Here is a 20,467-nt window from a genome sequence, read left to right as displayed (position 1 = left end):
AGGAACAAAGAATTAGGCGCTCTCCGGCGTTTCCAGCCGCCAGGGGCAAATTATGGCCTCCAGAAGATCAGTCAGGACAAAAAGCAGCAGCCCCATGAGGCTTAGGGCCAAGATGGCGGCGTACATTTCAGCGTAGGCAACACGGGTCCAGGCGTCAACAATAAGGTATCCAAGGCCGCTTTCGGCGGCAAAGGTTTCTGCCAGGAAAAGGACCGCCACGGCAGTGCCCAGGCTTACCCGGAGGGCAGTGAAGAAGTCGGGCAAAACCGACGGGACTATCACCTGCCGGAACAGGGTAAGCCGCCCGGCCCCGAGGGAACGGATGGAATCCAGCAGTTCCTGGGGGACTCTCGTGGCCGCGTCCCGGATGGATACCAGGATCTGGCTAAAGATAATGAACCCTACCAGGAAAATTTTGGAGGCTTCCCCAATGCCCATGAAGAGCATGATGATGGGCAGGAATGCCGCTTTTGGCAGGGGGTGGAGGAGATAGATAGCCGGGGAGATCAAATGGTTGAGCCGGGGCGAACGGCCTGCGGCAAGACCCAGGGCAACGGCGGGAATGCTGCTGAGTGCCAGGGCCCAGATGATCCGCGAAAGGCTGGCGCCAAGGTGCCGCCACAGCTTCCCCTCCATGCCAAGGCGGATCAGGCTTTTTATTGTGTCTGCAACACCTGGGAGGAAGGGACGCTTTACCAGAATCGAGGCTAGCTGCCAGAGTACGGCAAATGCCAGGAGCGACAGGAATATACCCAGATACTTTTTCACGCCGGTTCCTTCAGGGCTTTCCGTAAAAGGGTACAGCATTCCAGAAATTCGGGCGCTCCCCTGAATCGAGCCTGGGATGCCCCGTTCCGGGGTATATCGATGCTGCGGCCCAGGGTGCCGGGGTTTTTCCCGCTCATCACATAGACTGTATCCGCCAGGAATACTGCTTCTTCAATAGAATGGGTGACCATGATGATGGTCAGGCGACGTTCCTGCTTTACCGAAAGGAGAAAGTCCTGGGCATCTTCGCGGGCAAGGGCGTCCAGGCTGGAGAAGGGTTCGTCCATAAGCAGCAGTTGGGGGTCGGCTGCCAGGGCCCGGACTATGGCCAGCCGCTGCTTCATGCCCCCTGAAAGCTGGCGGGGATAGTATTTTTCGAAGGAATCAAGGCCGAATTCCGCAAGCAGGGCGTCAAGCCCTTCCCGGCCTTTTCCTTTGAGGCCCTTGATCCGCAGGGGAAGTTCCGCATTGGCCCGGACTGTTTTCCAGGGGAGGAGCCCGTAATCCTGAAAGATAACTGCTGTGTTTTTCCTGACCCCCCTGACGGGGCTTCCATCAATGAGGACAGTCCCGTCAGCCGGTTTAAGGAGTCCGGCCATAATTTTGATTAGGCTGGTCTTGCCGCAGCCTGAAGGGCCGATGATGGCGGAAATGGCCCCATCCGCAAATTCGGCGTTTGCGTTGTGAAGCACTGCCGCCTTTTCCCTATGGGGAAGGGGATAGTTCAGGAAAAGGCCCTTGAGTTCTACCATTCGCTAATTGCCCGGGGATCGGCAAGATCCTCAGCCCGGATTTCCGCTTCCAGGAGTTTCCGGGTTTTAAGCCAGTTCAGGGCTTGTTCAATCTGGGCAGGGGCCGGCAGGGTTGGTCTCCGGTAAGTGACAAAACGGTAGGCATCTTTTACCGCTGCAGGGAAGCCGGCCTTTTCTACCAGATAGTCCCGGTAGGCGTCGGGGTTGGCGTTTATTTTTTGGGCTGCCTTGTCATAGGCGCGGTAAAATGCCTTGACCGCTTCCAGCCGGGTATCCAGGGTTTTTTTTGAAAAGAGCAGAATCCCTGCGTCAATGCCTGTGGCATCGGTGGTGGAAAGAAGCAGGGCGCCCTGGGCGGCGGCGGCAGTAAGGAGGGGCTCCGGGAGGCTCGCCCCTTCAATCTGGCCCTCCAGGACCATTTCCAGGCGCAGGGGCATACGGGGCACTGAAACTGCCTCGTATTCCGTCATGGACACCCCTGCGGCTTCCAACTGGGCATCCACGGTATACTGGATAATCGTATTGGCGGAAAGGCCAATGCGCTTCCCCCGGAGGCCCGAAAGGTTTTTGATTTGGGAATTGGGGGATGCCACAATTCCGTAACGCCCATCGGTTAGACTGGTAACTTTGGTATCGAATCCGCCGGCGGCAAAGAAGGCGGCTGACAAAAGGTCCGAAATTGCCCCGTCCAGACGGCCCGCCTGGATCGCCGCGTCCCGTTCCTGGGGATTGGAAAAATTGACCAATTCCACAGTTACCCCTTCCCGGTCAAAGAAGCCCTCGTCGCGGGCAACCATAAAGGGCAGGGAATCCGCATCGGGCATGATACCCACCCGCAGGGGGAGCGCCGAAGCAGCCTCCGCCTGGGGCCTGGCCTGGAGTGAAAGGCTTATTAAGCCCAGGCAGCAAGTCAAAAAGAATATCCTTTTCATGTTTATGTACCCCAACGTGTATATAGATTATGATCAATGCCAAGCCTGTCGAGAATTTTTCCCGCAACAAAATTTACCATATCATCAATGTTTTGGGGAACCTGATAAAAGGCCGGGGAGGCAGGAAGTATCACCGCCCCAGCTTCGGCCAGGACGGTGAGGTTCCGGAGGTCAAGCAGGGACAGGGGGGTTTCCCGGGGAACCAATACCAGGGGCCGCCCTTCTTTTAGGCTGACCAGGGCGGAACGGTGTATCAGGTTAAGGCATAACCCTGAGGCAATCGCCCCAACGCTGCTCATGGAGCAGGGGACCACCACAGTTCCATCGAGCCTGAAGGAACCGCTGGCCGGGGGCGCCGCCAGATCCTCCGGGGCATAGACCCGTTCCGGCGGAAGCCCCAGTTCTCCTATCCATGAAGCAAGGGATTTTCCGGTTTCACGTTCCATAACCCGGTTCCCCCAGGAAGAAACGATGCTGTGAACTTCATGCCCGCCTTCGACAAGGGCCTTTATCGTACGGATTCCGTAGACAGACCCGCTGGCGCCGGTGATGCAAATCAGGTACTTTCCCATTTTTGCCTTCCTTTAGAAGTATATGCCCAAAACAGTCCCGGCAAGGACGATAAGGGGTAGTATTTCGTTAATCGAATAACTGGCAATCCTGATATGCCGCTCGCTGCCCCCCAGGGCGATAAGGTGTTCTGCAACAAGCAAGGCCCCGGCTATCCCCGCGGCGATAAAATACCAGGACGAAAGAGGCCAAAAAAGCGGGAGCAGGAAAAGACCCAACAGGGTTCCCAAATGGGAAACTATGGCCAGAAACCGGGCCGGCCCCGCTCCAAACCGGGCGGGGATCGAGTAGAGCCCTTCCCGGCGATCAAATTCAATATCCTGGAGCGCGTAAAGTATATCGAATCCTGCTACCCACAGGGCATGTGCAGATGCCAGGACAAAGTACCGGAAAGCGAAATGGCCGGTAAGGCCGATGAATGAACCCATGGGCGCTATGGCACAGGCCAGGCCCAGCCAATAGTGGCAGAGCCAGGTAAAACGCTTGCTGAACGAATAGCCCCCGACAAGAATACCTGCCAGGGGCAGGAGGATCACGCAGAGGGGGTTGAGCAGCACCGCCGCGACGATAAGGATGATGCCCATGCAAAGGCTGAAAAGGAGCAGCGCCTTTTTGGAGAGCAGCCCCTGGGGCAGGTGGCGGTTTGCGGTGCGGGGGTTTTTTTTGTCTATGTCCGCGTCTATCACCCGGTTTAAGGCGTTCGCAGCATTCCGGCCTGCAGCAGCAGCCAGCAATATAAGGATAACTTTTTTTAGCGGCGGCGCCCCTCCGCTTTCGAGCAGTATAGCTGTTGCCGCAAAGGGGAGGGAAAAAAGGGTATGCCTGAAGATAACCGCATCGCCAATAAGGCGCAATTTGCCGGCAATGCTAAAAGCCATATTCCTTCCAGCGCTGCTTTACCAGTTCCTCGATTGACTTTTCCATGACCAACGGGGCAGGCCAAGGCCGGGTATGCCCTTCGTCGGGCCCCTTGCGGGTTGCGTCTATGCCTATCCTGGTTCCATAGCGGGGGAGGGGGGAGGAATGATCCAGGGCATCCAGAGGTCCATCGCTCAGCGCCAAATCCCTTTTGCCATCCACATTATTGAAGGCCCGCCAGGCTACTTCGGAACTGTTTTGGGGATTCACCTCATCATCCACTACGATGATGCATTTGGTGTACATCATCTGCCCCATGCCCCAGAGGAAATTCATCACCTTTCGGGCATGGCCGGGGAAACGTTTTTGGATGGACACGATGACACAGTTATGGAAGACCCCTTCAAAGGGCATGGCAATATCCACAATTTCAGGGCAGAGCTGCTTGAGCAGGGGCAGAAAGAGCCGTTCCGTGGCCTTGGCCATCCAGCAATCCTCTTTTGGAGGGATGCCTACGATGGTGGCAGGGTAGACCGGATTTTTCCGCCTGGTAATGCGCTCCAGGTGGAACACCGGATATTCGTCCTGCAATGAATAGAACCCCGTATGATCCCCAAAAGGCCCCTCAATGCGGCTTTCTGCCGGATCAACGTAGCCCTCAAGAACAAACTCCGCATCCGCGGGGATCAGAAGATCGCTTAAGGTGGCTTTGCAGAATTCCGCCCCCTTGCCCCGGAGGAAGCCCGCAAAGAGGAGCTCCCATACACCCTCCGGGAGGGGCGCCGTGGCGGCGTATATCACCGCAGGATCGCAACCCAGGGCAACTGCCACGGGCATGCGCTCCCCCCGCTCGCGGTACTTCTGGAAAAAATGGGCTCCGTCCTTATGGAGATGCCAGTGCATCCCCGCAGTACGGTTATCGTAGATCTGCATACGGTACATCCCCATATTCCGCCTGCCCGTTTCCCGGTCTTCCGTGCAGACCAGGGGCAGGGTGAGGAAGGGCCCTCCGTCCTGTGGCCAGCAGGTAAGCACCGGAAGGCTGTCGAATCCGGCGATATCATCTACCACTTCCTGGCAGAGGGGGTGGGATTTTTTTTGAGGGATCACGCTCAGGGCGGTGGGCAGTTTGGGGATGGCTTCGGGGATAGCCCTGAACACATTGAAATCCCGGGCCAAAGACCAGGCCCAGGCGATAAGATCGCTGATTTCCCGGGCCTTGGCGTCCAGGCTTTCGGCGTTTAAGGCCATGGCCATGCGCCGCTCGCTCCCCATGAGGTTGATCGCCAGAGGATAGGCAGAACCCCGGACCTGCTCAAAAAGGAGCGCCGGCCCCCCTTCCCGCATAATCCGGTCGGCAATAGCCGTAATCTCAAGACGGGGGTCCACCGGCACGCTGATCCGTTTCAGTTCACCCGCTTTTTCCAGAGCCCCGATAAAATCCTGTAAACTTTGATAAGCCATGATAAAGTCAGTATAGATCAGTCGGATACAAGCTGGTAGGCATCATCAGTGAGGATAAAATCGGTTCCCTTGGTCAGGCGTATGCTCATATCCTCAAAGACAAAAACCGCCTGCACCCCCTCCAGGGATTCAACCAGGGCTCTCCCTCGCTCGTAGCCCAGGGCGAATACCGAGGTGGAGAGGCCGTCCGCGTCCATGGACCTGTCGGTAATGATAGAAACCGACAGGAGCCCATTCCGCACAGGATACCCGTCGGCAGTGGAAAGAATATGATGATAATGGACCCCGTTTTCCTCGAAAAACCGTTCGTATACCCCGGAGGTTACCATGGTTTTATTACGGAATTGTATGATCCCGATATAGGACCCCCGCAATCCGTTAGGGTTCTGGATGCCCACCCTCCAGGGGCTATGGTCTGCCTTTTCGCCGTAGGTAAGGATATTTCCCCCTAAATCGATAAGCGCCCTGGGGATTTTTGCCTTTTTGACAATCTCCTCCACCTCGTCCGCTGCATAGCCCTTGGCGATAGCCCCCAGATCCAGGGCCATGCCGGGATGTTTCAGGAAAATCGTGCCCTGTTCCCGGTCCAGGACTATATCCCGCCAGTTTATCAGGGATATAGCCGCATCAATTTCCCCCTGGGAAGGAACCCTCGGAGCATCGCCTCCAATCCCCCAGAGGGAAACCAAAGGTTCAACAGTGGGATCAAAGGCGCCCCCGGAAATCTCGGCGTAATACATGGCCCGTTCCACCACCTCAAACACATCGGCATGAACCTTCACCGGCTCAATCCCGGCAGCTGCATTTATCCGGGATATATCCGAGTCCGCCAGGCCAACGCTCATCCGCTTTTCGATTTCCGCCAGCCTGCCGAAAATATCCTGGTATACCCGGACATTCCCCTTTTCGTAGAGTGATATTGAGCACACCGTACCCAGGGCAAACTCCACCCGTGTCGGTATTGGTTTAGAACAGCCCATAAGCGCCGCAGCGAGCACCCCGGCGAAGATGACGTACAGCAGGGAGAACCTATTTTTCCGCATAATTTCCTTAAAATATTTTCCCTACTATCCCAATCCTCTTGTTTTGTGTCAAGGGAATTCCCTGTATGCTTCTTTTTTTCACCTTTCCAGGGTATACTTTATAATTGAGATGGAAAAACGTAAAGTTCGGTTTTTTAATACCACGGGTCCCTGTAACCCGAATGATCATTATATGCTGCCGCCCGAAGAACGTCTGGTAGGCGCCCAGCTTCACCGGTATATTGGGGATAAGCTCTATTGGGTGCTTCATGCCCCCCGGCAGACAGGGAAGACTACCTTTTTGCAAAGCTGGATGCGGCAGATCAACGTCGGCGATGATGTTGTAGCCTGTTATGTGAGCGTAGAAACCTGTCAGGGTGTACCCGAAGCGGAACGGGCAATACCCGCAATGTGTGATGCCATTAGAAGGTGGAGCGCCCAATTCGGGTTGCCGGTTCCGGTAGTAGGATCAGAGACCCCCTTTGCTGCTTTGAATAGTATTTTGTCCAATTGGGCTGAATTACTTGCTCCTAAATCTTTAATCGTTCTTTTTGATGAAGTGGATGTATTGCAGGGAGAAGCTCTCATTAGTTTCTTGCGGCAGCTTCGGGACGGTTTCGCCAATCGGGGGATAGGCAAATTCCCTGTTTCCATAGCCCTTGTAGGCATGAGGGACTTAAAGGACTATATAACTGCGACGAAGGGCGGAATCCCGCCTAACCCCGGCTCGCCCTTCAATATAAAAGAAGATTCCGCTACGTTGTCCAACTTCCGGAAGGAAGATATTGCCCGGCTTTTCGCTCAGCGCACTGAGGAAACAGGACAGCAAATTACCAGGGAAGCCCTTGAGTATGTTTATGATCAGTCCCGGGGCCAGCCCTGGATTGTCAATTCCCTGCTCCAGCGTGCAACCATGCGGGTATTGGACGTGGATAGCCGGGATACTGTCACTGTAGAACACATCCGGGAAGCTCGGGAACAGATGGTATTGGCCCGGGAAACCCACCTGGACGCTCTGGCATACCGGCTGGAAGATTTGCGGATTCGCAAAGTTATGGAATCCCTTATAACCGGAGAACCCGATCCTCTCATGGCCCAGGGAGAGCCATTCAGGCTGTGTCTTGACCTGGGTTTGGTCACGATAGAAAAGGGTACTCCCGGAGTGGCGAACCCGATTTACCGGGAGGTCATTGCCAGGGAAATTACGTACAGTACCCAGCTGGCAATACCGGCGCCTGAATGGCGGTGGGAGAAACCTGACGGTACCCTTGATATGGATGCATTGCTTAAAGCTTTCCAGGATTTTTGGTAAAGCAATTCGGAAGTGTGGGAATCAAAACTGAATTACCCCGAGGCTTTTCCCCATCTCTTGCTGATGGCCTTTCTGCAGAGGGTTACCAATGGTTCGGGGCGTATAGAACGGGAGTATGCAGCTGGCCGTGGGCGCATGGATATAGCAGTAGAATACCATGGCCAGTGGAATATAATTGAGATCAAGCTCGTCAAGCCCGGTCGATCTTTTGAAGCTGTGCAGGAAGATGGCATTAAACAAACCCTGGGATACCGGGACAGGTTTTCCCCGAATAGCAAGACCCCGGTACATTGCTATCTCGTCATTTTTGACCGCCGCTATGCGACGCCAGGCCAGGAAAAACCTGCCTGGAAAGAGCGGCTCAAGTGGATGGTTAAGGATGGGATAACGGTAGTGGGTTGTTGACTTAGGACGCTTTCATAAAATGTTTAGTTTTGGCCGGATCGAATTTCCATACATCCAATTCGCCATCGTATCAGCAGACGCAATTACGGGCAAGAAGGCGAACCGCATTTTTTTTCGGTGGACGCATAACATTGTTGTCAAGCATCGTATCTATAAAGCAATTTTGCTCCTGCCACGAGGGTCTTTGCTTTTGTACTCATGCTAAACTCATCCCTGCCCGGTGTGGAAATCTGCAGAGCGGTTGACTTTGCCTGGCTCGATTTTGAAGACTGTGTTTAGTTCACCATCGGGGAAAGCCTCGCAGTGAGCTACATCATAACCCGAGATGCCGAAGGATTTGCTGCCTCGAGAATTCCGGCCTTTAGCCTTGAGAAGTTTTTTTAATAATTACCGTTGATTCATATCTTTTACCATTCCTTAAGGTTACAATACATATATCATATCTGTGTTCTTAGTTTCAAAACTTGCCTTTTTCCAACAATTTTGTACATATCGCAGAAATGTTTTTCGGACAAGACTGTTCAAATTTTCTAATATGTCTAGTTTTAGCCTCTTCTTCAACAAGCGGGATATCATCTCTTTCAATTGTATAAATATCAAGGACTTTCTTTATGTTAGCAGAAGATTTTTGCCATTTTGAACTCTCAAAGATATTTTCGGCGATGATTTTGTCAGAAAAGTTTCGTTCATCATCTGATAGCTTGTTATAAGCCTTTCTCCATTTATCAGTAAGTCCGCTTAATTCAGCATCCCAGCGTTTAATAATAAATGCTTCGGGCATTCTGAGAAGTTCCTCAAATTCTTCCTCATTTCGCCCAAATGCCTTAAAAAAGAATGTTCGACCTTTCCCGATTTTGCCTGCAGTAGAATTTAATACAGCTTGAATAGTACGGATTGATTTTCGAGTCCAATTGGGACGATCAATATAATCCCGATTTTTATACCACTCTTCCTCCATTATTGGGTGATATTTCATTGGAAATGAATAAATATTAACGCCTAATGCGTCACAAAGGTCAATATTAAGGAGCAAACGACGATATAGATCTATTGGTGCATCACGAAAGTTATAAAGTAAATAATTACTCATTTGTGTTATGTCATTTTCTTTTGCAAGCCGAATGGCACGGACGTATATTTCCCGTTCACTCCACGAATCAAAGGCAATACGAAGCGGCCTTATAGCAATAGTAGCCAGTTTTTTCATTTTTTCCTGTGTTGCTAGCCTGGGAGCTGCATCCATACCCTGATTAAAATCTATAAATCTCACAAGCGGTCTTTTTGAACGAGCTTTTTCATAATCATCTTTAATAAATTTATAAAATGAAAGGATATTATCTTTTGTTGCAGTATAGTTATGCAATAATCCCATGTCCATTAACATGGAGTAATAAGCATCATGCCTTTCACCTTCGAGTTTTTCAACAAACTCATTTATAAGCCTAGTTGCCATACGGATATATGCTCGATCATTCCACCCATCCTTCAATTGTCTAGCTGCTATATCCAATTTATTCGGAGGTATATAAGTTGCTCCCGTATAAAAGCCAGAATCATGGATTTCATCTATTATCTTATCAAACTTTTCCGATGCAAATACATTATTATCTAATAAAAGCAGATTTCGTTGTTCCCCAAAACGCTTTTTTATTTCATTAAGTTTTGATTTTATAGGAAAATTTCTCATGTGGCCAGGTTCTAGAATTGGAACGGCACAAAACTCGCAGCGGTTTATGCATCCACGTGTTGCATAGGCATAATAAGCATCCGAGGCTGGATATTGGTAATCAATTTCTTCAAGTATTGAATAATCTAAAGGAAGAGTATCAATAGGCTTTCCTATTGGAGGATCGCCACGGAGACTCTTACAGTAAAGACATCCTTCGATTGGCGTAATACCTGTCTTTTCCTTAACTTTTATTGGTATGACTGAAGCTAGGATACCTCCAACAAGTACTTGATCTGAATATTTACAGACTTTTTTTGCAAATTCAATTGTTTCTATCGTGATATCCCAATAGAATGTAAAAAGCGTGGTCACACACACACGATCCCAGCGTGGTCTTAAGTAATAACCACCTGTATGATAGTATTTTTTAAAATGCTCCAGCCATTTTAAAACAAATGGTCGTTGTGACGCTAATTCAAATGCCGTGTCAGAATTTATTTTTCCTATTTTTATATATGTTTGAATCTCCGGCGTCATCTTTTTCCAGTCGACAATACTATAAATTTCCGACAGCTTCAGAATTGTATCCTGTACAACTTCCATTAAAATGAATTGTGATAATTCACCTTTGTAGAAAACAACATCATCCCCTTGAAGGCGATGATACATTGCCAATTTCATAAGGCCCATAGGTGGATATTTATTTCTATAATTCGGTTCTATCAGTAAAACTCGACGATTCATTTACCGATCACTTTTTTAATGATTGCCTCACGAATTGGGGCAGCTTCGTCCTCAGGCAGCATTTTATTCAACACTTCAAAGACTGTATCAAGAACATCTTTGACATTCTTCTTGATCTCATCTTTGGTATATCCTTTTTTGGGACGAGCGGGCGGATCAAAAGCATGAATACGATCTTCCCGGGTTTCATTTCTATATACATCAACAACTTGAGCCAGAGGTTCAGCATCTTTCTCCCCAGAGTTTAGTTTAATTTGAAATTTTTCAATGGTTTTTTTAGCTTCCTCGGCTTTTTCCAAAGCTGTTTGCACTTTTATTTGTGCTTTATTCCGTTCTTGCGAATCAAAAAAATCGCCTTTCTTCTCTTTAATTTCATATTCCTTTTGTGCAACACTTGCCCCACGCATAAGATTATAAGCTGAACGGACGGTACTGGCGTCATGATAGAGCTGGTATAAACCAGAAAACTCACTTTGCAAGGCGATTTCAAATCTACGACAGGGCATATCTTGATTAAAATAATCCCGGCGGGAATTTGGTATCAAGTTATCATCCAAAGCATGAATTTCACCTAAAAAATAATTATTACCCCGATCTTCTTTCCAAAGAGCCTGGCCCCTCTTGGGGTGATTTGAGAGGCAGTCCGCTTCGCCAATCTGGATATTTGCCTTACGAAGCCGAATATTTCTTTGCCAGCATTTTTTAGGTAATACACCTTCAAATTTGCTGATACAAAACCAATACCACCCAATGGTCTCTCCACCTGATATAACTTTTCTGCATACTATATCCAAAATATCTATTGTCTTATTATCATCTATAGCTAGCGGTGTTTCATATCCTTTACGAATTTCATCACTATTTATATTTAACCTGTATTCATGCAAAGATGGTAACTTTTCATCGCGGATAAATTTTTCAATCTTTTCAATAAATGGGAATTTCGCATAATCAAATGGCACTGGTGCAACCATCTGCAAATACTTTGCGACTTCCTCAACATCCAATAATTCATCACTGCTTTCATTAACATTTATCAATGAAACAATGAAAAAATGGGATTCAGTAGGGCATTTTTCTTCCCATGTGCTGGTAATACGTTTTATAAGCTGCCCTGCATTAATTTTTTCATTTTTATCCGCCAAAATCTCATGCAAATTTCGGGCATCCCATTCCAGAATGCTTTTTATTGGTTCACCTTTAGATGAAGTCTCGAAGCGTACTTTTTGGCAGTATCCTAAACCGCCAAGCCGCCCAATTCCTCTAAATCCCTTATCTGTATTACGATCCTTTTGTGAATCTCCGATATTTGCCAGCATTTTCGAAACATTATTATGAGCTATACCGATTCCATTATCTTCAAAAGACAATAAACGTTTATCAATATCAATGGTGATTTCAATTTGCCCTTCGCCTTTTTTCAGAGTACCCTGTCGAATAGAAGCATCTATAGCATCTGTTGAATTTTGTACATATTCTCTAAAAAGAAACATCGGGTTATCATACATTCCCTCAGAAAGAGTTTCTATAACGTTTTTTCCAAATATAGGCTCATGTTCAAACATTATTAACCCCTCTATTCATATTTTCAAGGTATTTGCGAAAATCTTGATCCATAATATCGCCTAGACTCATTTTACCAATAGAAACAAGAATTGCGTCTTGGATACGTTTGCGCCCTCTTCCAGAAGATTCAAAAAGAGTGATATTTGAAAAATCTAATTTTCCAGCCTTCTCCAAGATAGATATCCAAGTTACTTGTTGCAAGTCATTTTTCTCAAGCTGATCTGGCAATAATTCCCTGAGGACTCTAAACAACGCTTGAACTCCAGCAGTCTTACGAATCAAGCCACAATTTTCCTTTCCCCAAAAAAGTTCATTTGCCGCCGAAAAAAAATTAATAAGCGTTTTGTATATCACAATATCGTGATCTGCTGCCAAATATATTCCTCTAAATGGAGGAGGCTCTCCATGTATTCTTATATTGCTGAGCGATTTTCTTGATCGGGAATTAATCGGATATTTATGTAAAATATCACGATCTTGTTTGGCATTCTTAGTAATTAATAAAAGAATGCCTTCCACAATCGTTGCAGTAGAAATTGACCATTCTTTTTGACGCAATTTATTTATTTCTTCTAAAACTCTATCGTCTTGAGCTGCAACTTTTATGTGATCTTTAAAAGGTGATTCATTGTCAATATTTAACTTACGTGCAAAAAAAACGGCCAGCTTGTCTGGGGACCATGATGCTTCTAATTCATCATCAAGATTGTACCCAAATAATTCATAAGATTGACTTTTATTTACAGGTTTTTGGTTAAAATTAATCGTTGCAAAAATGGCTGCCTGCTGAGGTGTAGGAAGATCAATAAATATAGCACATGGCAACAAGATTTTTTTCAATTCATCTGATACATTTTCAAATCCCCATAATCGATGTTGTCCATCCACAACGGCACCTAGTTTATCTGTAGTTGGAATGTTTATTCTAACAATTTCTCGGTCATCACCTTCTTTTGGCGCAATTATCCAACGTTTTACATTTTCCTCTCCATTATTTGGGTCAAGGATAGTGCCATCTTCTTTGCAGTTTGCTGCAATTATAATAGTTCCTGGCAATGTTGCATCCTGTGTTTCAAGATACCTAGATATTTCATTTAGTCGCAGTATGCTAAGCCTTCTTTGATGCCCTTCATCTTGAACATGCCCTTTTTCATCTGCATCATGCCTAATATGACGATGGCTGAAACATATTTTCAGTAAATATTCTGCTGGGATAGCCGTTAAATAAAATTCACCTAAGGGCTGGAGAATACGAATTGCTGGAAAGGTATTCATAATGCTATACCTCCTGAATTTCCAGACACTTTTTCTGTTGGATCTCCACCTACAGCAGATAATGGTTTTCCAATATCTGATAATTTAGGATTTTCAGCATTAGCAAGCCACCACAAAATAACCAAAAAAAAAACATGCCAAAAAAGCTAAAAAATAGGATGATAGAATACATATGAAAAAAGCCAATAAAAACAGAATGAACCCACTGATAATTGCAAATCCTTTAACAAATTTTTTTTCACTATCTTCAAAGACAAAGTCCATACACGATGCAACTGCCGTAGCTGGATAGAATGTTAACATGGCGATAAGAATGGCAGGAAGTGAGTTGGCCTTATTAATGAATGAAATCCAAATACCTGCACCACCCGCACCAACGATACCAACAAGCAAGTAAACCCAGAAATTAAAGCGACGCATTGGTTTTTTCATAGTTGTTGAGAACCAATTCCACCACATTGCGAATCCATCGTCGGTGTTATCTAGCTCTGTATGACTATCACTCATAGCTAATTATCTCCTTTATCTTGTTTATAAAGCGGCATGGGGAACCTGATTTTCAAAAGCGAATGAAACACCGGGTTCTGGATTATATAATGCCCCTGTTTCAGACGAGTCATCATATTTTTATAAGTTGCAGGTACAAACGAATATGTTTTGTCTGAGACTTCAATACTATTGGTACGTCCATAGGCATGAGTAGAACAGTTCCCTGTTATTCTCTTGTGGATTGCACTCTTGAACTGCTCTGCCGAAAATAGAATAATACCCAATGAACGGCCACGCTCTGCGATATCAAGCAAAAGCCTTAAAATCGGTGATGATTTTGGCGTATCGCCTGAAGCGTATTTGTTCAATTCATCGACAAAAATCACAATACGGTCCGGTATTTGCCTGCGTTGCTTTTCGTCCATATCCTCATCAAATTCACCAAGTTTGAGTTTTGTAACTGCCTGCATCACAGAACCAAAAACAAATGCCTGCATATTCTCATCTTGTTTGGCAATATCAACAACAAATACATCATTGGCTTTCAGCTTTTTGATTTCTTCTTCAAGCCGCACTTCGCCTTTGCTCTCTTCTACAGAGTCATTAAACATTTTTTCAGTTTCCACAGATTTACGGACAATACGTCTGAATTTACGCCAGCTCATTACTGATATTTCTTTATTCCCTTTATCACTGCCTCTTGAGCCCATTTCCTGCACTTCTTTGAGCATGCTTTCCCATGAATCAACCCGATCAAAGGGCTGTTGCTTGGAGATGATATAATTGATAATGGATTCTATTGTCTGGTTTGGATCTTCTATGTTGGAAAAGAGCAAATCAAGGCTTTCATTATCTTCATTAAATGTAAACTTGAATTTCTTGGCTTGATTGGACTTTATTTGGTGGTCAAGAATTTCTGACCGAACATAACTTTTTACTGTCCCGCGTTCACCATAGGGATAAAAGTATTTGACATTACAAAATGGAGCTTCTGATAATCCCATACTTTTATACATAACCCGATCGTTCTCAGTCAAATTTTCACTTGGCTCATCAATTGAAAGCAAATCGCGCCCCTTAACATTCATAAAAATGTAGGCGACGCTTTTCTTTTTCTTTTTTTCATCTTCAGAAACTGCCTGCTGCTGCAAAGTTTGCTGTTGTAAGGCATTCAATAGGAACATTGCATACGAGGTTTTTGTAGCAAGCCCGGAGATTCCTGAAATATTCAAATGTGCGCCTTCCGGCCCGATAAGGAAATCCGAATTGACATAAACAGGAAGATCAACCTTGTCCTCGTCCAGTCCGCTATACATTTCCAGATACCCGCAGACAACAGGGTTCTTAATTTCATCTAAACCCAATGCCGTTTGTATGTCATCTTTTAATCCAAGCGAAACTTTTGCACCATTCTGAACAGGGATATAGATGTTCTTTGTGTTCCCAACAACTTTAGCCGCTACATAATTCATTCCAATACGGTCAGTATTCATTACTGCGTCTAATTGTCCAAAATCATTGGATATAAAATTTGCAAGAAAACTGTCAGAATCGGTAATATGTGAAATTTCTTCCACGACACCGTATGTCTTGCTATCGTTTAAATGGTCAACTACAACGACATCAAAAGGATTGAGGAGAGTATCCTTGTCGGTCCAAAAACAGAAGTTGTCTATTGTTGTCGGACATTTTTCCAAGGCAGCGATTCTGCCAATTACTTTTCCTGACATAATAATTCTCCCTAAAAAAGATTGATAAAATGCAAAGTGCCGCGATATCGGCTTTTTATGTATGTTTCTGTAAGATACACAGGGTAGAGATGATTTGCCCAGCGTTCGTCCTTGCCATAACAGACCGGATTCCGCTCATTCACAAGCCATGCACTGATATTGTCAACTTCTGAGCTTTCCAGTCCAAATTCAGCTTCATGATCGGTCACAAGGATTTTTTCGACCTTAACGACCCCATCGAAGGGACCGCGGCTTTGACGAGGTTCGCGTAACCGCACATACCATACAGCAAATTTCCCTTCTACCCGATCGGTTGAATACATGAGTGCGGGAGTTCGTTCATGCGGTTTAAGGTTGGCAATCATTCCTGCGGCGCTCTTATTGTTCTTGAGTTTAGCCAATTCAGGATTAAACGATTTTGACACCCCAACCACACGTTTGTAATTACTTCGTATTCTGCTGAAAGAAAATCTATCATCCTTATTGGTAATCCGGTTATATTCAAGCGACCCATCTTTGATAAGCCAGGAGCGGTCATTGATGATGTTCCTGTTGACAAGTTCCTGTACCATATCCTTTTCCCGCTCGACCATGTAGTCCTGGATACGGGCAATTCCTTTATCCTCAAAATCTTCGTTTGCCTGTGTTGGATATAATAGCAACCTATCCAAGTTGATGCGATTTTGGCCAGCATTCAACTTGGCTGCCAGATTGGCCAGGAAAGCTCGATGTTGCTTTTCGTTCTTTCCCTCGGTATCCAACTTATCCGGAAGCGCCAACACAGTTTGCAGAGACAAATCGCAAGCGGAAATACGGCGATTTTCCCGTTTGCAAACCCCAACACCGACTTGTCCAGCGATGATGGGGAAAACCTGTGTTCCTATGGGAATATCAGCGATTTTATAGGTACGACGGGAACCATCCATAAAGAGCCTGAAAGCAGGCTCACGTTCTACCCAAGCGGCGGCAATTTCGGAAATATCACGGGATTTCCCGTATCGGGTAGTCTCACCCTGTTCGGACATGAACTGCCGTTCCAAGTCATCATATTCAACAACTGAGGCCCGTTCCCGGTCGAGGCAGCGCCGGAATGTATTGAAACATTCTCTTCCGGTTTCTTGTTCCAATGCTGACATTACAGATTTACCAGCAGTTGCCATTAAGCTTGCCTCCAACTATGTGAATATACCTGTAATTTTGTTTCTTTTCTAGATAGCTAGGAATATGTAGAATAAAATCAGGGGGACAACGTGTATGAAATATGGTTACTGAACGTTCTAATAGTAACAGAGCCTTATTAGGGGGCTTTATCTCAAAGTTAAAAAAATGATTGAAAAATCCTAGATTTTGGTCATTTTCTTGATCAAAATCTAGGATTTTTAGATAAAATTTCTTCTATCATCTTGTCAATTGGATAAAACATAAATAAATAGGGATTTATAAGCTTAACAACTTGGAAATCGACCGACCGATCAGATTAAAGAATCGTAAATGCTGAAAAAAACTTATTTTTTTAGCATTGAGCCAGTCTCTATGAGAACTATCTAGGAAATATCAGGTCTAAGTTGGCTAAATTAGCCTCAACAGGGTAAAATATACCTATTCATCACCCTCAGACTCTTATTCGTGGTACTATATTGACTTCCCGCTTCCCTTCAACATCTCTAAACATACTTCTCAAGTGGACTCATACGGCCTGCGGCTGTTTGCTCATAGAAATAGATTTAACATCGCCATCACAAAAGCAAACATATCAGACCATCAGATTTTGTAAGTAAGAGGAATACCTCCAATTACTCCCTTAAAATGATCCTCGATGGGTTAAACGTATATTTATCACCTGCTTTCGGTACGATAAAAAAATAAGTTAATTCCTTACAACGTAAGGAATTAACTTATTGCCCAGAAGAAGACTCGAACTTCCATGCTTTTAACGGCACTGGTACCTGAAACCAGCGTGTCTACCAATTCCACCATCTGGGCGATGATTTTTAATAAATTACCGCAAACAGCCTGAAAAGTCAACAGGACGCAGAACGCGGTTTGCCGCTGTCAGGATATGGCGGTCTCCAGGGCTACTTCCATCATGCGGGTAAAGGTGGTTTGGCGCTCCTCGGGGGTAGTGATTTCGTGGCTTACGAGGCTGTCGGAGATGGTGAGGAGGGCAAGGGCTTCGCGGCCGTATTTGGCGGCCAGGGTGTAGAGCTCGGCGGCTTCCATTTCCAGAGCCAGGCAGCCGTATTTGGCCCAGAGCTTCCACTCTTCGGGGTTTTCGGTGTAGAACATATCGGATGAGACCACGGGGCCTACGGCGGGAATCCAGCCTTTGCTGATCGCCGTGTCATAGGCTTTTTTGACCAGGTTGAAGCTGGCGGTAGGGGCGAAATTGCGGCCCCCGAAGCGGATGCTGTTGGCGCCTGAATCGGTACAGGCGGACATGGCAATAACCAGGTCGCGGATTTTAAGGCTTTCCTGGATGGAGCCTGCGGTGCCTATGCGTATGGCACGTTTAACGCCGTAGTCTTTAAAAAGTTCGTTCACGTATATCGAGATTGAGGGGATGCCCATGCCGGTTCCCTGGACTGAAACTCTTTTGCCCTTGTAGGTTCCGGTGTAGCCGAACATGTTCCTCACTTCGTTGTACTGCTTTGGGTTTTCGAGGAAGGTTTCGGCGATGAACTTTGCCCGCAGGGGATCTCCGGGGAGGAGTATGGCGTCAGCGATTTCTCCTGCTTTGGCTGCAATATGTATGGACATGGCAACTCCTGTAAATTTAATGATGCATACTTTCTTCTATATTGGTTCAAATTGATGAAAAAGTGAAGGCGGCAATGGGCGATATGCGATGTTTTAATGGCGTAAACTGGACATTTATGCGAATGGCGGTTTATATTCTCTTTATGGACAGCAGAATAGGGATCGGCATCGATACCGGCGGTACATACACTGATGCGGTGATATATGATTTTAATGAGGAAAGGATTTTAGGGACTGCCAAAGCCCTGACCACAAGGCAGGATCTGGCTATAGGGATACTTGAAGCCCTGGACAAGCTCCCCCCGGACAGAGTTAAGGAGGCGGGGCTTATTTCCCTTTCTACTACCCTGGCAACCAATGCCTGTGTTGAGGACAAGGGGGGCAGGGCAAAGCTTATATTCCTTGGGGGCGACAAGGATGTAATTGGCGAATTCGGCAGCCAGTATGGCCTCCCGCCTTCTGATGAAATTTACATCCAGGAAAGCTTTACCCATTTTTCCGGAAAAATCGACAGGGAACTCGATTGGGAACTTTTTGAAAAAGGAATCGAAAAAGAATTCGGTCATCTTGACGGAGCGGGGATCATAGAAATTTTTGCCATGAAGAACAACGCGGCAGTCGAAAAGAAGGCCATGGAAGTCTTTAAGCGTAAATTTGATATCCCTGTGGTCTGCGGGTATGAACTTTTTTCTGAACTGAATTGCCTGCAGCGGGGGTCGAGCACTCTCCTTAATGCCAGGCTTTTTCCGGTTATCAAAGAATTTCTACTGGCGATAAAGAAAGCCATGGGAGAACGCAGTATTACTGCGCCAATAGTAATAATGCGAAGCGATGGCAGCCTTATGTCCGAAGAGTTTGCCTCTGTGCGCCCCGTGGAAACATTGCTGTGCGGCCCTGCTGCCAGTGTTGCAGGCGGTACCTGGCTTGCAAATGAGGCTAACAGCGTTATTGTCGATATGGGGGGCACTACCACCGATATTGCCCTGGTCAAGGACGGCATGCCGGTAAGGGTTACTGATGGCGTCAGCATTGGCAAGTGGCGGACTTTTGTTCACGGCTTCTATATCAAAACCTTTGGCCTTGGGGGCGATACAGCCATACATTATAAATATGACAATCTTTTCCTGGAAGATTACCGGGTCGTCCCCCTCTGTGTGGCGGGCAGAAAGGATCCAAGGGTAATAGAAAACTTGAAGAAGCTAGTTGAAAATTATACCGCCCATTCATTCTATCTTCATGAACACTTTATTCTTTCAAATACTATTAAGGACCCTGCCCGCTACACCGAAGCGGAACTGCGCTTTTGTGAAGCTTTGAAGAATGGCCCTCTTTCCATAAGGGAAGCGGCGGCTGCATGCGGCACTGATATTTATAATTTTAAAATGGACAGGCTGCTGAAAGAGGGAGTGGTTCAAATTTGCGGGCTTACCCCTACGGATATCATGCACATCAATAATGATTTTTCGAGTTATTCCCGGGAGGCTTCTCTCCTGGGGGCTGAATACATGGCTTATAATCTGGGTATTTCCACTCAGGAATTGTGCGACAGGGTTTACGATGAAGTAAAACGCAGGCTTTATGTAAATATTGTAAAGATGCTTCTCGAGAATCAGGACAAGCATTATATGAAAAAAGGCGTGGATGGGGAGGCTGAATATTTTATCCTTCAAAGTTATGAGGCTGCGAAGAAAGGAAATAAACTGCTAGGCCTGGATTTTAAAACTGATTTTACCCTTGTGGGCATCGGTGCGCCTGTTCATATTTTCTTGAATGATGTAGCAAAACTGCTGGGTACCAAGGTGCTTATTCCTGAGCATTTTGAAGTAGCCAATGCTTTGGGCGCGGTAGTTGGGAATATCTATGCCTCCTATTCTGTAGAGATTCGGCCTAATTACACTAATGCGGGAATCACGGGTTATATAGTTTTTGGCTATAACCGCAAAATCTCATATAAAACCCTTCGGGAAGCAGAGGATTTCGCAGTTCAAGAAGCCAAGGCGGGCGCGATGGATGAAGCGGTCAGGCGGGGTGCAAAAGGTGAAATTGCCGTAAGCTGTGATTTTCATAAGAATGAAGGTTCTGCAAGGGGAGGGGCAGTGCACTTGGGCACTACAGTTACTGCCCATGCTGCCTGTAGCTTGGGTTTTTAGCTTA

General features: G+C 46.5%; 17 protein-coding genes and 1 tRNA gene. 3 read left to right on the top strand and 15 right to left on the bottom strand.

Annotation, left to right across the window (positions count from 1 at the left end; all coding sequences use genetic code 11):
- Positions 1-12 precede the first annotated feature (12 nt).
- Genes TREAZ_RS14400 through TREAZ_RS14370 form a run of 7 tightly spaced genes read right to left on the bottom strand, consistent with a single transcriptional unit; the run spans position 13 to position 6,387 of the window.
- A complete protein-coding gene (locus TREAZ_RS14400) occupies positions 13-768 on the bottom strand; it encodes an ABC transporter permease (protein ID WP_015712621.1) in 756 nt (251 codons plus the stop codon).
- On the bottom strand, positions 765-1,520 hold the full coding sequence (locus TREAZ_RS14395; RefSeq protein ID WP_015712620.1) for an ABC transporter ATP-binding protein: 756 nt from the start codon (positions 1,518-1,520) through the stop codon (positions 765-767). The genes TREAZ_RS14400 and TREAZ_RS14395 overlap by 4 nt, the downstream gene beginning before the upstream one ends.
- Positions 1,514-2,452: an ABC transporter substrate-binding protein gene (locus TREAZ_RS14390; RefSeq protein ID WP_015712619.1), complete on the bottom strand. Its 939-nt coding sequence runs from the start codon at positions 2,450-2,452 to the stop codon at positions 1,514-1,516. Before TREAZ_RS14390 ends, TREAZ_RS14395 begins: the two co-directional genes overlap by 7 nt.
- A gap of 2 nt (positions 2,453-2,454) precedes the next feature.
- Positions 2,455-3,024: a UbiX family flavin prenyltransferase gene (locus TREAZ_RS14385; protein ID WP_015712618.1), complete on the bottom strand. Its 570-nt coding sequence runs from the start codon at positions 3,022-3,024 to the stop codon at positions 2,455-2,457.
- Between the two features lie 12 nt (positions 3,025-3,036).
- Entirely contained in the window at positions 3,037-3,900 is an 864-nt protein-coding gene (locus TREAZ_RS14380; protein WP_015712617.1) for a UbiA-like polyprenyltransferase, read from the bottom strand.
- A complete protein-coding gene (locus TREAZ_RS14375; protein WP_015712616.1) occupies positions 3,890-5,344 on the bottom strand; it encodes a menaquinone biosynthesis decarboxylase in 1,455 nt (484 codons plus the stop codon). The genes TREAZ_RS14380 and TREAZ_RS14375 overlap by 11 nt, the downstream gene beginning before the upstream one ends.
- 17 nt (positions 5,345-5,361) lie before the next feature.
- Complete coding sequence (locus tag TREAZ_RS14370; RefSeq protein WP_015712615.1) at positions 5,362-6,387, bottom strand: FAD:protein FMN transferase; 1,026 nt, start codon at positions 6,385-6,387, stop codon at positions 5,362-5,364.
- 109 nt (positions 6,388-6,496) lie between these two features.
- On the opposite strand from TREAZ_RS14370, the gene TREAZ_RS14365 reads away from it, so the two are divergent.
- Positions 6,497-7,678, top strand: a complete 1,182-nt coding sequence (locus TREAZ_RS14365; RefSeq protein WP_245535039.1) for an ATP-binding protein — start codon at positions 6,497-6,499, stop codon at positions 7,676-7,678.
- Positions 7,679-7,690: 12 nt separating this feature from the next.
- Positions 7,691-8,083 (top strand): PD-(D/E)XK nuclease domain-containing protein, encoded by a 393-nt coding sequence (locus TREAZ_RS18525; protein ID WP_280990953.1) that lies wholly within the window; start codon positions 7,691-7,693, stop codon positions 8,081-8,083.
- A gap of 457 nt (positions 8,084-8,540) precedes the next feature.
- Here TREAZ_RS18525 and TREAZ_RS14360 read toward each other — a convergent pair whose 3' ends face one another.
- From TREAZ_RS14360 to deoD, 8 genes are all read right to left on the bottom strand, one after another.
- Complete coding sequence (locus tag TREAZ_RS14360) at positions 8,541-10,433, bottom strand: radical SAM protein (protein WP_148257824.1); 1,893 nt, start codon at positions 10,431-10,433, stop codon at positions 8,541-8,543.
- Between the two features lie 59 nt (positions 10,434-10,492).
- Positions 10,493-12,061, bottom strand: a complete 1,569-nt coding sequence (locus tag TREAZ_RS14355; RefSeq protein WP_015712612.1) for an ATP-binding protein — start codon at positions 12,059-12,061, stop codon at positions 10,493-10,495.
- Complete coding sequence (locus TREAZ_RS14350) at positions 12,054-13,337, bottom strand: DGQHR domain-containing protein (protein ID WP_015712611.1); 1,284 nt, start codon at positions 13,335-13,337, stop codon at positions 12,054-12,056. Before TREAZ_RS14350 ends, TREAZ_RS14355 begins: the two co-directional genes overlap by 8 nt.
- Before the next feature lie 99 nt (positions 13,338-13,436).
- A complete protein-coding gene (locus tag TREAZ_RS14345) occupies positions 13,437-13,844 on the bottom strand; it encodes a hypothetical protein (protein WP_043923125.1) in 408 nt (135 codons plus the stop codon).
- A 2-nt stretch (positions 13,845-13,846) separates the two neighbouring features.
- Complete coding sequence (locus TREAZ_RS14340) at positions 13,847-15,556, bottom strand: ATP-binding protein (protein ID WP_015712609.1); 1,710 nt, start codon at positions 15,554-15,556, stop codon at positions 13,847-13,849.
- Positions 15,557-15,567: 11 nt separating this feature from the next.
- Positions 15,568-16,716, bottom strand: a complete 1,149-nt coding sequence (locus TREAZ_RS14335) for a hypothetical protein (protein WP_015712608.1) — start codon at positions 16,714-16,716, stop codon at positions 15,568-15,570.
- A 739-nt stretch (positions 16,717-17,455) separates the two neighbouring features.
- Positions 17,456-17,539 (bottom strand) — tRNA-Leu (locus TREAZ_RS14330).
- A 69-nt stretch (positions 17,540-17,608) separates the two neighbouring features.
- Positions 17,609-18,313 carry a purine-nucleoside phosphorylase gene (deoD, locus tag TREAZ_RS14325; protein WP_015712607.1) on the bottom strand — a complete coding sequence of 235 codons (705 nt, stop codon included), beginning with the start codon at positions 18,311-18,313 and terminating at the stop codon, positions 17,609-17,611.
- A gap of 143 nt (positions 18,314-18,456) precedes the next feature.
- On the opposite strand from deoD, the gene TREAZ_RS14320 reads away from it, so the two are divergent.
- A complete protein-coding gene (locus TREAZ_RS14320) occupies positions 18,457-20,463 on the top strand; it encodes a hydantoinase/oxoprolinase family protein (protein WP_169312641.1) in 2,007 nt (668 codons plus the stop codon).
- The last annotated feature ends 4 nt before the right edge of the window (positions 20,464-20,467 follow it).

Source organism: Leadbettera azotonutricia ZAS-9 (assembly GCF_000214355.1).
Classification (GTDB): Bacteria; Spirochaetota; Spirochaetia; order Treponematales; family Breznakiellaceae; genus Leadbettera; species Leadbettera azotonutricia.
Note: the sequence above shows the minus strand (reverse complement) of the source record. Positions and strands in the feature narration are given on the sequence as shown.